We start from the raw sequence: 14,644 nt of genomic DNA on the forward strand, positions 1-14,644 counted from the left end.
TAGTGATTGATTATTTAGAGGTGTAGAAATGAATTCGGTATCGAATGAATTGAACCAAAATTGGAAAAAGATAGATTGGGTGTTAACCGATGTGGATGACACCTTAACGTGGCAAGGTCAATTGCCACCTGAAACCTTGATCGCGTTAAGCAAACTGCGTGATTCAGGGAAAAAAGTGGTTGCGGTAACGGGCGCTTGTGCAGGTTGGTGTGATCACATTGCTCAGTTGTGGCCTGTTGATGCGGTTCTCGGCGAGAACGGCGCGTTCATTATGGAAAAGAAAAACGGTTATCTGACATTGCGCTCTGATATCCCTTTGCCAGAAGTCAGTGCCAATCAGAGTAAGCTGAAAGAACAAGTATTGGCTATTTTGGGCGATTACCCAGAGCTCAGTTTAACGCTGGATCAGTCTTACCGCCTGTGTGAGGTGGCAATCGATATCGGTCAAAACCGTCCTAAAGTCGACGATGCCATTATCGAAGAGATAGTCTCTAAGATTCACGCGTTAGGTGCACATGCGACAGCAAGCTCTATTCACATCAATGCTTGGTATGGTGAGCACTCTAAGAAAGCGACATCGACCGCTTTTCTTAAAGAGAAGGGGTTATCTGACCAAGAGATACTTGAGCGTAGTTGCTATGTCGGTGACTCGATGAACGACCAATATATGTTTGAAGCCTTATCAAATAGCGTTGGGGTATCTAACATTCAGCACTATTGGCAACGCCTTGAACACCATCCAGTCGTTGTGATGACTCAACCTGGCGGATATGGTTTTGCCGAGTTTACGGACAAGTTACTCGCGCTAAAATAGTCAGAAAGACATGCTCAAACCCTTCATAGATAAAAGTGAAACTACCCTTAAGGTGGTATCTGTACTTTCTGTCTATGAAGGTTATTTTTAATAAGGATTCATTGTCTGTTGGTGTTTTATTTGGTTTCTTGGTTCGATTTAAATAGAAACTAAAAATAATTTATCTTCCCACAAGATCTACTTCCCATCTTTATTTATCCGCTAATGGCCTATATTTCTGATATCCATTTAATTAGACCTTATTTTCATTTTTATCAGTATTGGCATGAGAAATAGACAGCTCATTTCTGTAAATCCCGCGCGATAGTGATTTATTAACATTGTTGTGATTAACGGAATTTAATTTTTTCGAGTGTCTGTCTGGTATCTTTATTTAGGGTAGAGACTAAAATCTGCTGTTAATATCAAATTTGTCATTGAGATCAGTATCTCACTTTTATTGAATGAATATCACTTTTTTAATCAAAGTTATGTGTATTTTTTGAACCGAAATTCGGTTTTTTTAAGACTTTGTTCACGTTTTTATCAATGGAAAATAAAGAGTTATTGTGTAATTTATAATTTACATCAATTGCCTAAAAATCAAGGATTTGTATTGTCTTTTTTGTTAATTAACGGAGGTTTTGTATGAATTTGATGTGTGAGATCAATAGAAAATAAATATATTTGGCTCAAAAATGAATCAAACTATAAATTTGGTCGTTTGAATGTTTAATTTTGAGGATATAAGATTGCGACAAACTTTTTCGATGTTGGTTCCAAATGTCTTCAAATAAAAAAATAGTTCGCTTTTTCATAGCGCTATTCGCGTTGCTTGTTCTTTCTGGCTGTCAATCTACAAAACCTGAATGGTATCTAAAGCCTAAAGTAGACAGTGACGAGTACATTTATGCAGTTTCTCAAGCGCTAACTCTGTCTCATGCTAAAAAAATTGCTGTAAACAACATCAACGAAAAGTTATGGACTCAAGTCGAGTCGTCTTTTTACATGAGAGACACCGTTCGAGAAACCAATGGTAAGGGTTTTTCAAATAGTCTAGTTGATAACAAAGTTAATACTAAGACTGAATCCTTGACCTTAAATGGTATCGAATATGTACAAATGGAAGAGAATGATCTTGGTGCGTTTGTCGAAGTAAGAGTGAAAAAGTCACTCGTGACTCAACAGTTGATTCGCGAAATAAAAGATCTAAACCGTAAATCTCAAATCGAACTTGATGCGCTTTCTCACGAAGATAAATTACTTTGGTGGTTAGACAATCGCAGTGTTTATCAAACTGAACACGATGCTTCTGTGCGTATCGCAATGCTTTCATCTCTGAAGCCTAGTTATAAAGCTGACATCAGCGCAATCGAACTGCTGACTATTACACACCAAAAACTAAGCAGCCAAATTAACATCCGTCTCTCTTCAGATAGAGAGTCAAGAAAAGCAATTGAACTGCTGGGGAACCAGTTATCAGAGTTCAATATCGCGACCTCAACTTCAAAGAACAAAAACCAAACTCATGTGTTGAAAGTGGATTCTGAGCGTCGAAGAAACAAAGTCGGAGACGCGTATATTTCAACCTTGGTCTCTAATGTTAAAATTGTAAATAACAAATCTAAAACAGTGTCTCGTAGTGAAATCATCTCTACAGGAAACTCTGTAACTAGCTACAAATATGCCGACGAAGGGGCTGCTCGCCACTTTGATGAGCAAATAAAAGAGAAAGGGATTTGGACTGCGCTGGGCTTAATTAAATAGCGAACCTCTAGTCCTAGAAAAATAAAATAAACATATTCGGGAGAGAATATATGTTAAAGAAAACGTTAATGGCTAGTGCGGTACTTACTATCTTGACTGGTTGTTCGAGTACGCCTGTAGAGGTTTGCACACCTGATACTCGCGTCGAAATTGAGCAAGCTGACGTAACTATCCCATCAACAGAAGACGTTAAAGTTATCGTACTTTCGCCAGATATTTCTTTTCAAGATGAAGCGCGAACAAAGCTGATTTCTTCAATGCGAAATGAGCTTGAAAGTCAGATTTCCAGCTCCGGTGCAGAATTGGTCGATCGTACTTTAGCTAATAAGCTTAAGAAAGAGCTAATGTTCGCCGAGCAAAGTGGCCGATACAACACCAAAGGAGCGTCGGTAGCAGATATTGCAATCATTACTGAAATAACGGCATCAGACCTTACTTACAAGTACAAAGAAGCTCGTAAGAAAACTAAGGATGATGGTGAAGTGAAATATTACCCAGCTGAATGTAGATTCGAGGTTGATGTTAAAGCAGTCACGAAAGTGGTTTCAGTCCCAAGTATGACATTGCTTAAACGCTTTGAAATGGAAGGTGATGAGCAAATTACAGTAGAAGAGCGCAGTTCTGATTGTCCAATCACAATTGGACAATATCAAAGCCTAGCTAGCAAAGCGGCTATGGAAGCGGTTGAACATACCTATGACTTAAAGCAAATGTTGGCAGCAAGTGCTCATGTATCCGAGCTTCGTCAGTGCCAACACGGCAGCATGGTGAAGTTAAATATGGGTAAGAATAAAAAGGTCACACCAGGGGCTGAGGTATTGTTTTCAAAAGCAATGAAGTCAATGGAAGGCGATACGGAAATATTCCCTATTGGTACCGGCCATGTTGTAAACAATGAACACAACGCAGTGACACCAAATTATTCTTGGGTGTCGATTGACGAAGAAACAGCTCTTAAAGTTCAAAAAGGCTCTTTAGGCAAAATGGTGCCAGAAGGCTGTCACTGGGCAGATATAGAATGCACGCTTAAATAGTCAGGTAATTAAAAAATGAAAAAACTACTTATTGCAACTTCACTAGTAGCAGTTCTAGCTGGCTGTCAGAGCAACAACGCGACGGTTAAGGAAGCGCAAAACTTCGCTCCATGTACTTTCCCAGATGCACCTACCGTATCTGCGCCGGGTTGGATTTGTGATGTGATACCAAGCGATATCGCTGCAGCGGCAAAAGGCTACTCCAAGAAGAGTGCAGCTGGTATGAGCGTTATGCGAAAAGTTGCAGTCAATGATGCTCGTGTAAACCTTGCAGCTGAGTTTGAAACTGACGTGAGCAACCTATTCCAAGCGGCTACTGAAGGTGTGACTTCTACATCGGCAGCAGAGGGTGTAACGCTAGTGACTGAAGATGTTCAAGAGACATTCGAGAACATCACTAAGACAGTCGTGAATAAAACGCTTACTAGCAGCCGCATTATCGTAAGCCAAGCAAGCCCAACGGGCGGCTTGTACGTTCTAGTCGGTATGGACCAAGCTGCATACGATGCGAATATGAACAAAGTAATTGATGAAGTTGGTGGTGAAGATTCTGCTTTGTGGGATCAATTCAACAATGAGAAAGCGGCAGCAGACCTTGCGGCGGCGTTCGATGCATTGAAAAAATAACCGCGAACGGAACCGCGATTAGTATTAGTGAAAAAGGCCGCCATTTGAGTGGCCTTTTGTCTCTATACACTCTGGGAGTGAACTATGTACAAAATGATCAATAAGACCGTGTTAGCTGTAGTTATTTCGGCAGCTATTAGTTCTCAGGCATTTGCTGTGTCAGAAGAACAAAAGCAGCAGCTAAACAATGCTGTTGCCAAAGCAAGCCAGTCTCAAGAAGACAAAGTCAAAGAGTTTCATGCTTACGTTAATGCTTATTTGGATGAGTACGAAGCTTGGCGTGATGAATATACTAACAACCTCGATGAGCGCAGAACCGATCTAATCAAGACATGGGGCGAGGGTGAGGTTTCATCTCAAACCAAGCAGGTGGATTACTCTCAAGACGATCAGGTGAAAACTTCAGTCGATTACGAAACCAATACTGCAACAGTATCTGTATTGGTGGATGAAGATAGCAGCCCAGAAGAGATCAAAGCGCTTGTTAAAAACATTCCGGTTGAGGTTGCTGGTCAAAACGTTGAGCTAGCGGAGCTAAAAGCAGAAGACCACGCGGTGCTTTACTCTTTGGAGAAAGAGCAAGAAGAGAAAAACTTCGTTATCCAGCAGACGCAAAGCCAGATGAATGAGTTGGATGTGCAAGCCGAGCGATTGATTTTATCTGATACTGGTATTCCAGACTCTTTCATTTACCAGCGTGCTCATAACAAGAAAATGGCACTACTGGCAAAAGCTCAGGAACGTATTGCGGCGCAAACCAAGCTGTATGACGAAATGCGTGCCAAACATGGTATTGAGGTTAAACGACCAGAGCCAGAAGTTGAGATCGTAAAGCCAGCTGAAAAGGTTGAAGTATCAAAAGAGGTTGCCAAGCTAGAGCCCGCGCCAACAAAAAAGCAGCCGCCAAAAGTTGTGGAAAAAGTCGTCGAAAAAGCGCCACAGCCACAAGTGGTAAAGCCTAAGCCAGCCGTTGACGTTGCGGCGGCCCCGGCTAAGCCGAAAAAAGTGATCAGTTACAAAGTTAAGCTTCCTGAGAACAGCTTAAAAGCGCGCGCGAGCAAGTACAGTGCGTTGGCTGAAAACGAGAGTAAAAACTGGGAAGTTGATGCTGCACTGATTATGGCAATCATGCACTCGGAATCGGCGTTCCGTCCGGATGCGAAATCACACGTGCCTGCGTTTGGTTTGATGCAAGTGGTACCAACCAGTGCGGGTCATGACGTTAACAAACAAGTCCGTAATATCGACGCGCCAATGAAAGTGGCGGATCTGTATCAACCAGTTATCAACGTAGAAACAGGTACGGCCTATTTAGACATCCTAAACAGTAAGTATCTTCGCAAGATAAAGAATGACGAAAGCCGTTTGTACTGTGTCATTGCCGCATATAACACTGGTGCGGGTAATGTGGCTAGAGCGTTCAATAAAGATCGCTCCACCAGTATTGGCAAAGCATCGAAGATTATCAACCAGCTGACGCCTCAACAAGTCTATGATCAGCTAGTGGTTAATCTGCCGTACGACGAAACCAAAAATTACTTGAAGAAAGTAAACAGTCGTATCGCTTTGTATAAGTAATAAATTAGTTAAGCAAAACAAACAAGTACATGTCATTGGCATGTACTTGGATTACCAGTTAATGAATTGAGAGTAGCAATGTTTAAAATTTTCGCTTTAGTATTTATCGGTATCGGCATTTATCTTGGTCTTAATTACAGCGATGAAATTGAAAGCACCATGGACACGGATGCTTTTGAGCGAGTTCAAGAGAAGGCTGAAGATGGTACAGATGCGCTAATGGATAAAATCGACGAGATCAAAGGTTAAAAATGTCTGAAGAGCAAAACAAGGATATTCAAAAAGATATACAGGAAGAGTTACAAGAACTTCAAGACACTCAAGAGTCTCTGTTGGAAGAGCAGAAGAAGGGCGGTATGGCACGCACTATCGGCTTAGTGTCGGTTATTTCCATTGCTTTGGGCGGCTTTAATGACAGCTTTGACGCGCTAGAAAAGATGTTCGATTTTGGTCTTTCTCAAATGACAGACATTCCATCGCATAGAAAGTTGGACAAAATCTATATTCGTTCATCTGCCGAAACCTTAGACCAAACATTTGGTGCGCCTGTTTATATTAAGCGCGCTACAACGGATGATGTGATTAAGTACTACCAGGACGACAACTTCATCCTTTCTGCGATTACTCGAGATAATGCGATCGTCGCTTATCTGGTCTTCCCAAATGAAGACTTTGCTCCAGAAACATTCGAGCATGCAGGTGGTTCTGAGTTTTTTGCACAGACGTTTAGTTCTATTGAAAGTGTCAATGAGATCCGTGCATCGTTTGCAAGAACAGGTAACTACTACATTGAAGAGAATAATGGTGGCGAATTTGGCTACTTGTACTCATCAATCAGTGGTGCGAGTGAGTTTATTTCGCCGATGTCACAAGAGAACAGGAAGTTGCTTTCGGAAGTGGTAGACGCTTTAACAATGGACGAGAACGTTGTAGAAAGCGTACAGTCTTTACGTTTGAATGCGAAACCTAATTTCTATGGTTACAGTACGTTAGGTGTGGGGGCTTTAGAAGAAGCTATTTTGTCTAACACCGAATATCGTTTAATTCATAAGAGTTAACCATTAACACATCAGTTCTAGCTTATGATCAAGCTAGAACTTTATTAGCAGTGGGATTATGGCAAATTTAAAGTTCGAAAGCTTTCTAGAACGGCTTAAGGGTGATGACAGAATCATTATTCAAGCTCATGACTTCCCTGACCATGATGCGATTTCTTCCGCATACGCTTTAGCATACTTATTAAAAAGCAAAGGGTTGCGCCCATATATTACGTTTCATGGTTATATAGATCGAGTGTCACTCAGGAACTTAATAGATTGGTTAGATATTCCAATCTATCAGCCAAAAGATTTGAAACTACAACCGGATGACAAGGTTATTGTTGTTGATGGCTGTATTGGTGAGAAAAATGTCATCGATTTTCCGGGGCTTGAGGTCGGAGTGATCGACCACCATCAAGTGAAAGCACCTGATTTTGTATGGTATTCCGATATACGTTCAAACTATGGTTCAACAGCAACCATAATGGTTGAGTATTATCGTTATTTTTCTCTGCAGATGCCCCAAAATATTGCGACAGCACTATTGGTTGGTCTGAGTTTTGATACCGCAAACTTTACCCGAGGGGTAGGGACTGCAGATCTAAAAGCATTGTTGTATCTTCAAGCGAAGGCCAATAATGATATGGTTAACAAAATTTGTCGTAATCAAGTAGAGTTCCATGAATTAAAACTTTTCTATTCCATGCTCGATAGCTTACGTCGTGAAAAAAACGCAGCATTTGCTGTGCTTCCTGAAGGTTGCCCTAAAAATATGCTTGGCGTGTTAGGTGATTTCTTGCTGAGTGTTGATGAGCTCGATATTGTTGTTCTCACTGCTAGAAATAGAGAGAAGACCTTTATCTCTCTCCGTTCAGAGTGTTCAAAAAACAATGTCGCGAAGATAGTTAGAAGGGCCCTTGATGAAAAAGGGATTGGTTTTGGCGGCGGGCACCCTCATATGGCTGGCGGCATTATCAACAAACAGTTTGAATTCAGCAGTGAACTTGCTTGTGTTTATGACTTGATTCGACCGAACCTTTTACTTGATGCCTAAGTCCATCCTTGAAAATGATTGTTGCTCTACAAGAAGTAACAACTCAAAGGCGATGACGAAAGTTGTCGCCTTTGTGTTATCTACAGCAAAAAATACACGTATATCAACCTTTGATGTAATGCCTTGAAGTGACTCGGTGCACAAGTTAGTAAGAGCAATTACGATCTTGATAAATTGGGATATATGTTCGCAGCAAATTTGTGAGACGCTTGATTAAGTGTCAGTTGAATTACAAGGAAGTTGAATGCACCACTTTAATATCCGTGCTCTCGAGTACTTAAACGCGTTATCAAAATACAGGTCGTTACGTAAGGCATCTAAGATGATGAACGTTGACCCTGCCGCGATGAGTCGAATGCTGACACAGTTAGAAGCGCAAGCGGAAATGAAAGTATGGGAGCGCAACAACCGCCAATCTCTGCTGACTGAGGCGGGGAACGAACTGTTGAACTACTATCGCTCCATTGTTCGTGGAGAGGCGGCAGTGCTTGCTCGACTAACCAAGCTTAAAAACCTCAAGGGCGGTAATGTTAGCATCGCGATTGGAGAAGGATTTATTACTAACTTGGTCTCTAAACCGATGCAAACCTTCATGACTCGTTATCCTGATATCAATCTTTCTATTGAGATCGCAGGGGCATTGGATGCAGTCAAGATGTTGGAAGATCAACAGATAGACTTTGCGATAACCTATGCGTCTGCACCACATCCTAAACTGCACTCTCACGTTGAACGCAGCCATCCGCTCGAATTGATTGCTCCGAAGGGGCACTTCCTTACGATGAAAGAAGCACCAGTGGTAATGCAAGATATTCAAGACGCTTCTCTCGCCTTGATCGATAACTCGACCGGCATGGGGAGGCTGGTAAAGCAGGCTGAACAAATTTCCCATCTTACCTTGCAGCCAAAACTTCAAACTAACTCAGTCACGGCACTGACTAACTTCGTTTCAGCAGGGTTGGGCGTCACCTTTATGCCTAAGCTCACTGTGATCGATGAAATAAAGTCAGGGCAGATTGAAGTGGTTGCGACCGAGTTGGAGATGCTATCGAAGGCGACGGTTAAGGTTCAATCTTTGAAAGGCCGTGCACTTACGCTACAAGCCGAAACCTTGTTGGATTTCTTACTCGAGAACGCCACTTTCTTGAGTCATGACGCTTACAATATCTAGGCTTAATCAGTTTACTTAGCGACTCCTACCTAAGCTTTCAAATACCGCCAATATCACACTTCCAAACTGCTGGATTTGTTTTCGAGTCGAATTGATGTTTTGTCAATGCCACCTCTATTGTTAAGTCAACACATGCGGAATAAGTTACAAATTATTAACGAAACGAGTTTTAGACTGACAGCTGTGTTCGACAGATTTGGCTTTGTCAGGCATTAGGGGAAGAGAATGGAAGTTATTGTAATTGGCAGTGGTGTTATTGGATTGACCAGCGCATGGTATTTGGCAAAAGAAGGTCACTCGGTCACGGTTATTGATCGTCAAGATAGCAGTGGTAAAGAAACCAGCTTTGCGAATGCCGGGCAAATTTCTTACGGTTATTCATCACCATGGGCGGCACCGGGCATCCCTTTGAAAGCGATGAAATGGCTTACCCAAGAACATGCGCCACTTAAAGTGAAGCCTTCTCTTTCTCCAGAGTTAATGTCTTGGGCGACTAAGATGCTCGCCAACTGTAATGAAGCCAAGTACGCACAGAATAAATCGCGCATGTTGCGAGTCGCTAACTACAGCCGAGAGTGTCTCACTCATCTAAGAACCAGTGAACAACTGGCTTACGAAGGTAGGCAAAAAGGGACACTACAAGTGTTTCGAAGCGAGAAGCAACTCGATGCTATTCAGCAGGATATGAAGCTGTTAACAGAGAGTGGAATCGAACACTCGTTGTTTGATGTTGAACAGTGTCTGTCAGTGGAGTCGGGCTTAGCAGACGTTAAAGACAAGCTGGTGGGCGGTCTGTATTTACCACACGATGAAACCGGTGATTGTCATCAGTTCTGTTTAATCCTGACTGAGAAAGCCAAGCAACTCGGCGTTCAGTTCGTGTTTGATACCGAAGTGGTAAGTTTGAATCATCAGAATCAAACCATTGAGAGTATTACAACGACTCAAGGCGAGTTCAAAGCGGATGCTTATGTGGTTGCTTCAGGAAGCTATTCTCGAGAACTGTTGAAACAAGTCGACTTGTCTATCCCGGTTTATCCAGTGAAAGGGTATTCGTTAACACTACCGATCGTGAATGCAGATAAGTCACCAACCTCGACTGTGATGGATGAAACCTACAAGGTAGCGATGACGCGATTTGATGACCGTATTCGTATCGCGGGTACGGCCGAGCTTGCGGGTTTTAATTACCTGATTCCAGAAAAACGCAAAGCCACGATTGATATGGTGATTAAAGATCTTTTCCCACAAGCGGGGGACTTTTCTAAAGCCGAATACTGGACTGGGTTAAGACCAATGACGCCAGACGGCACGCCTATCATAGGAAAGACGCCTATCAAGAACCTATTTACAAATACTGGACATGGGACATTAGGTTGGACAATGGCATGTGGCTCAGGAAAGATCTTGGCAAGCGTGGTCAGTGGCTCAGCTAGTGATATTAAAACTGATGACTTAAGTATCCACCGCTATTTGTAGTGAGATGATGCAGTGATAATTAAACAACCCCATTCTTAAGCCTTAGAATGGGGTTATGGGTTCTGAGGGAGAAGATTATCTGGTGGTGGTTTCTAGCACATGGGTAAATCTATCCCACGATTTTTGGTCAGCTTCTTGTTGATAGTTGTTTGAGCCGAATACAGTAAAGGCATGTGGCGCACCACTGTAGGTGATCATTTCATGCGGAACCTTGGTTGATTCAAGTTGAGCGGCGAGGCTTCCAAAGTCGTGCATTGAAATCATGGCATCAGCCGTGCCGTGGAACACGACTACGGGAGCTTTAGTCTGCGAGTAGTCTTGCCCTTTTGGTGTCGATAAACCGCCATGGAAGGTAACATAAGCTTTCGATGGGATACCCGCACGAGCGGCTTCTAAAACGGCTGCGCCACCAAAACAGTAACCCATCATCACGTTGTTATCTAAGTTACCACCAAGCCTTTTCGCTTCCATTGCTCCCGCGCTAAGTAGCGCACGCATTTTTTCTCTGTCTTTATACAGCTCGCCTGTGTGTTGCTTTTTATCTTTCACTTCGGTCGGGCGAATGCCTTTACCAAATAGATCGATGGCGAACACGTTGTAACCGAGTTCGTTGAGCATCTCAGAACGTTTCTTTTCGTAATCGGTTAAGCCATCCCAATCGTGTATTAGCAGTACCAAAGGCGCTTGGTCACTGGCTTCACTCCAATAACCTTCGTAATCCATCCCATCGACTTGATAAGTGACGTTTTCTCCTGAAATCGCAGAGAAGGGCAGTAAAACTGAAAACAGGCCGAGCGTAGTGAGTTTTCGCATGCGTAATTCCTTTCGATGACAATTGACGTTCCAATCGAAAGTATAGATAACGCGATGATTCTCGCCAGATTTATGTCTCTAACTTGAAATGTATGGCAGGGATAGCAGGTGGCGATTACTGATAAACAGCCATCGAAAGGGAGTGCGATGGCTGTTCATGATGTGCTGAGAAATTCTCAGGTCCGCAGAAACGCGGGGGGTATTAGAGTAGAAAAGAACGGATTACTACCAAGTAGCGTTATCAGCGGTGTGACTACTTCGAAGTTCTGGGTACTTACGTTGATAGCGCGGCAACATCGACTCATTACCTAAGATGCCGCCTTGGTGGATATAGATGACGGTTTTTGTTGGGTTCTCTTCTTGCCATTGCTCTAGGCATTGCCACATCAATGGGTCGTAGAGCAGGTCGAATTCAATATCCGTCTGTTCTTGCAGATCCAACCAAGTTTGATAGTCCTGCTGGTAAAGCTTACCAAAGTGGTGTTTGGCTTTAAGTGGTAATATCTGCGGGTGATCGGTTTCGCCGAGTTCATTGAACTGCTGTGTTAGGTAATCACTGCCGCCAACACAAGCGCAAGTTAACACTGGGATGTTGTGCATTTTTAAATGCTTATGCAGATACAGAGCTGTGCTGCCTGTGCCTGCTGGAAGTGCTACCACGAAATCGTGTTTGTTTTCGAAACGCGTCCAGCTGAGTATTTCAATCGCCAGTTGCTTCACGCCGTATTCAGAAAGCTGAGAGCGTCCACCTTCTGGTAACACAATGCATTGTGAGTCAGGTTGTCTTACTTGCTCAATATACTCTTGTGGATGAAGCTCAGAGCCTGTTTCTTTGACTGAAATAACCTTAGCCCCGAGATCGATAGCGCCACGGTAGTTGCCGAGTGGGCGTTCTTGTAGCCATTGAGGCAGGTGGTCGACGTAAAACTCAAGCGTCCAGCCTTTGATTTTCGCAAGTGCGGCTAGCGAGAACAATGAGTTGGCTTGAGCGGAACCATAGCTTATTAGGGTGGTAGTGCTTGGGTGCTCGTCTTCCAGTAGCTTCATGAACTTTCTGGCTTTGTTGCCGCAAAAGTGGGAATGAAGCTGATCGTCACGCTTTAAGAAAAAGGTTTGGTCGTTGTATTGATGTTGAGTTACAGGGCTATTATTTAGTTTCATCGCACTTAGACAAAATGCTGACTCAAGAGCCAGCATTTATAGTTCAAATAGGACTAGCGAGTATCTAGTAGCTAGGGACCGCTGTAAACCAACTAAATCAAGTTTTCGTTCGATATTGAGCCGTGAACTACGAATTCATTTGCTCTGGGATTGATGAGGATAGATCGGTTTGAAAGGTGATTTTAGCGGTACATCCACCACAACTGCGATTGACCAATTCAAAGCCCCATTGGAAGCGTTGACATAAGTCCTCGACAATCAATAAACCTAACCCATGCCCATTCGGATTGTACTGTTCTTGTAGGCCTTCGCCTTGATCTTCAATCACAACACTCTCTTGGGACAGAGTGACCGTTACGGTGCCACTATTGGTCGCTGCAATGGCATTTCTCAACAAGTTTCCGACCAACATATTCATTATCGCGCTGGTGGCCTGAATTGTGGGTTCTGATTGAACGTACATGGAGATGTCGACGTCTTTCTCATCCGCCTGTGCTGAGTTTTTTGAGACGATAGTCTCTAACTCTTGTTGGCTAAACAATCGCAGTGGCGCATCGTCACTGTTCCTTTCGTAACGCACGAGGCCGAGTAGGGCATCGACCATCTCTGACATCTGAACAATGGCTTCATCAATGCGCTCAATCTGGCGAGATTGAAACTCGGTGGTTTCGCTTCTTAGCAGTAATTTATTTGCGCCACGAGCGACCGTTAACGGTGTTCTTAGTTCATGACTTGAGTAGCGAGCAAAGGCTTGTTCACGTTTGAGTAAGGAATTGATTTCTCTTCGGTACTGATTGAGTTGATCTGTGAGCTGACGAAACTCAACTGCGGCGTCGTCATTGACACTAAATTCTTCATTGAGGTTGAGCTTATTGGATTCCAATTGTTCGGAAATAGAATTGAAGGGTTCAATCAGTCGTTTAGATAATCGATAGAGCAGAGCACCAAAGCTAAAAATCAGAATAGAGAGTAATGTTAGTACAAAGGTGGTCGCATAAACCAGTTCGTAAATCTCAAACTCGACGCGGTCGATCTCGGAAAGCAGAACGATTGGGTGGGTTTGACCTTTATCAGAATACTCACCAACATACACCATGCGAGAGTTAGGTTCTTCACCTACCTCGCCAACAAAGCTTTCTTTGCCTTTAATGTATTTGAGGTATTCGGCAGGTATCAATGAAAGATCATTGTAGGCGATTGTCAGGTCATCAATTCTTAACGTACCGCTTTCCCCTGCTTGGAATAAACCAACCGCATAGTTACGGTCGATCAGGATGCGTCTTTCACCGACGCGATCTTCTGACATGTAGAGTGCGGCAACAAAGACTAAATAGACAAAGGCCGATACAATCACGGCCATTAACCCAAAGAAAACCGCTAAGCGGCCGGTTAGGGTTTTGGTGCTCGTGAGAACATTTAAAATCAATTCGATGACTCCAGACGGAATCCAACTTTAGGGACGGTAATCAACATCTGAGTATCAAACGGCTTGTCGAGTTGGTTACGTAATTGATAGATGTGACTGCGCAACACGTCATTGTTGGGTTCGTCTTCTTCCCAGAGTTTGTAGGAAATATCTTCGCGAGTAACCACTTCTGGTGCTTTTTGGCACAACATCTCAAGGATGGTGTAAGTGGTTGGGTTGAGTGCGAGTAACTTATCTTGACGGTACGCTTTACGCGTTTTTTGGTCGATGGTGAGTTCATCAAACTGCAATTTAGAAGAAGCCACTTTTCCTCGGTAACGACGAACAAGCGCTTTCATTCTGGCTTCCAAAATATCCAAATCAAAAGGTTTGGTTAGATAGTCATCGGCACCATGCTCAAACCCTTTTAACATATCATCGCGGCTATCAAGCGCGGTAAGCATCAGGATCGGGGTTGTGTTGCCTTGGTCTCTTAGCTTGTTACAAACCGTTAGGCCGTCCATTCTTGGCAGCATCAGATCTAATATGATGATATCAAAAGAGTTATCCATCGCGAGTTGCAAGCCAAGCTCACCGTTGTCCGCGTAATCGAGCTCCATCCCAATGCACTCAAAATAATCAAATAATACGCCTGCGATTTCACGGTTATCTTCGACTAATAGAACTCGTTTCATTTTGATTCTCATACAGAAATAGACGGT

14 protein-coding genes are annotated in these 14,644 nt (G+C 43.1%); 10 read left to right on the forward strand and 4 right to left on the reverse strand.

Annotated features, from left to right (window positions below; translation table 11 throughout):
* The first annotated feature begins 28 nt into the window (after positions 1-28).
* The 10 genes from AB6D58_RS03085 to AB6D58_RS03130 all read left to right on the forward strand — a co-directional run bounded on the left by AB6D58_RS03085 (position 29) and on the right by AB6D58_RS03130 (position 10,543).
* On the forward strand, positions 29-814 hold the full coding sequence (locus AB6D58_RS03085; RefSeq protein WP_017062047.1) for an HAD-IIB family hydrolase: 786 nt from the start codon (positions 29-31) through the stop codon (positions 812-814).
* Positions 815-1,576: 762 nt separating this feature from the next.
* Positions 1,577-2,560: a hypothetical protein gene (locus AB6D58_RS03090; RefSeq protein WP_372156493.1), complete on the forward strand. Its 984-nt coding sequence runs from the start codon at positions 1,577-1,579 to the stop codon at positions 2,558-2,560.
* Between the two features lie 50 nt (positions 2,561-2,610).
* Entirely contained in the window at positions 2,611-3,594 is a 984-nt protein-coding gene (locus AB6D58_RS03095) for a hypothetical protein (protein WP_029236521.1), read from the forward strand.
* A gap of 15 nt (positions 3,595-3,609) precedes the next feature.
* Positions 3,610-4,221, forward strand: a complete 612-nt coding sequence (locus AB6D58_RS03100) for a lipoprotein (protein ID WP_065675506.1) — start codon at positions 3,610-3,612, stop codon at positions 4,219-4,221.
* Positions 4,222-4,305: 84 nt separating this feature from the next.
* A complete protein-coding gene (locus AB6D58_RS03105; RefSeq protein ID WP_017062043.1) occupies positions 4,306-5,799 on the forward strand; it encodes a transglycosylase SLT domain-containing protein in 1,494 nt (497 codons plus the stop codon).
* A gap of 78 nt (positions 5,800-5,877) precedes the next feature.
* Positions 5,878-6,048: a hypothetical protein gene (locus AB6D58_RS03110; protein ID WP_017062042.1), complete on the forward strand. Its 171-nt coding sequence runs from the start codon at positions 5,878-5,880 to the stop codon at positions 6,046-6,048.
* A gap of 2 nt (positions 6,049-6,050) precedes the next feature.
* Positions 6,051-6,857 carry an ETEC_3214 domain-containing protein gene (locus tag AB6D58_RS03115; protein WP_017062041.1) on the forward strand — a complete coding sequence of 269 codons (807 nt, stop codon included), beginning with the start codon at positions 6,051-6,053 and terminating at the stop codon, positions 6,855-6,857.
* A gap of 58 nt (positions 6,858-6,915) precedes the next feature.
* Entirely contained in the window at positions 6,916-7,893 is a 978-nt protein-coding gene (locus AB6D58_RS03120) for a bifunctional oligoribonuclease/PAP phosphatase NrnA (RefSeq protein WP_372147903.1), read from the forward strand.
* 244 nt (positions 7,894-8,137) lie between these two features.
* Positions 8,138-9,064, forward strand: a complete 927-nt coding sequence (locus AB6D58_RS03125; protein WP_017063521.1) for a LysR family transcriptional regulator — start codon at positions 8,138-8,140, stop codon at positions 9,062-9,064.
* Positions 9,065-9,289: 225 nt separating this feature from the next.
* Entirely contained in the window at positions 9,290-10,543 is a 1,254-nt protein-coding gene (locus AB6D58_RS03130) for a D-amino acid dehydrogenase (protein WP_372100496.1), read from the forward strand.
* A gap of 75 nt (positions 10,544-10,618) precedes the next feature.
* Here the strand turns inward: AB6D58_RS03130 and AB6D58_RS03135 are convergent, their stop codons facing one another.
* From AB6D58_RS03135 to AB6D58_RS03150, 4 genes are all read right to left on the reverse strand, one after another.
* Entirely contained in the window at positions 10,619-11,356 is a 738-nt protein-coding gene (locus AB6D58_RS03135; RefSeq protein ID WP_372057990.1) for a dienelactone hydrolase family protein, read from the reverse strand.
* A gap of 225 nt (positions 11,357-11,581) precedes the next feature.
* Positions 11,582-12,517, reverse strand: a complete 936-nt coding sequence (locus tag AB6D58_RS03140) for a pyridoxal-phosphate dependent enzyme (RefSeq protein WP_372156494.1) — start codon at positions 12,515-12,517, stop codon at positions 11,582-11,584.
* A gap of 127 nt (positions 12,518-12,644) precedes the next feature.
* On the reverse strand, positions 12,645-13,943 hold the full coding sequence (locus AB6D58_RS03145) for a sensor histidine kinase (RefSeq protein WP_372152798.1): 1,299 nt from the start codon (positions 13,941-13,943) through the stop codon (positions 12,645-12,647).
* Complete coding sequence (locus AB6D58_RS03150) at positions 13,940-14,617, reverse strand: response regulator transcription factor (RefSeq protein ID WP_372156495.1); 678 nt, start codon at positions 14,615-14,617, stop codon at positions 13,940-13,942. The genes AB6D58_RS03145 and AB6D58_RS03150 overlap by 4 nt, the downstream gene beginning before the upstream one ends.
* Positions 14,618-14,644: the final 27 nt, after the last annotated feature.

This window comes from Vibrio sp. 10N.239.312.D08 (assembly GCF_041466145.1).
Classification (GTDB): Bacteria; Pseudomonadota; Gammaproteobacteria; order Enterobacterales; family Vibrionaceae; genus Vibrio; species Vibrio crassostreae_C.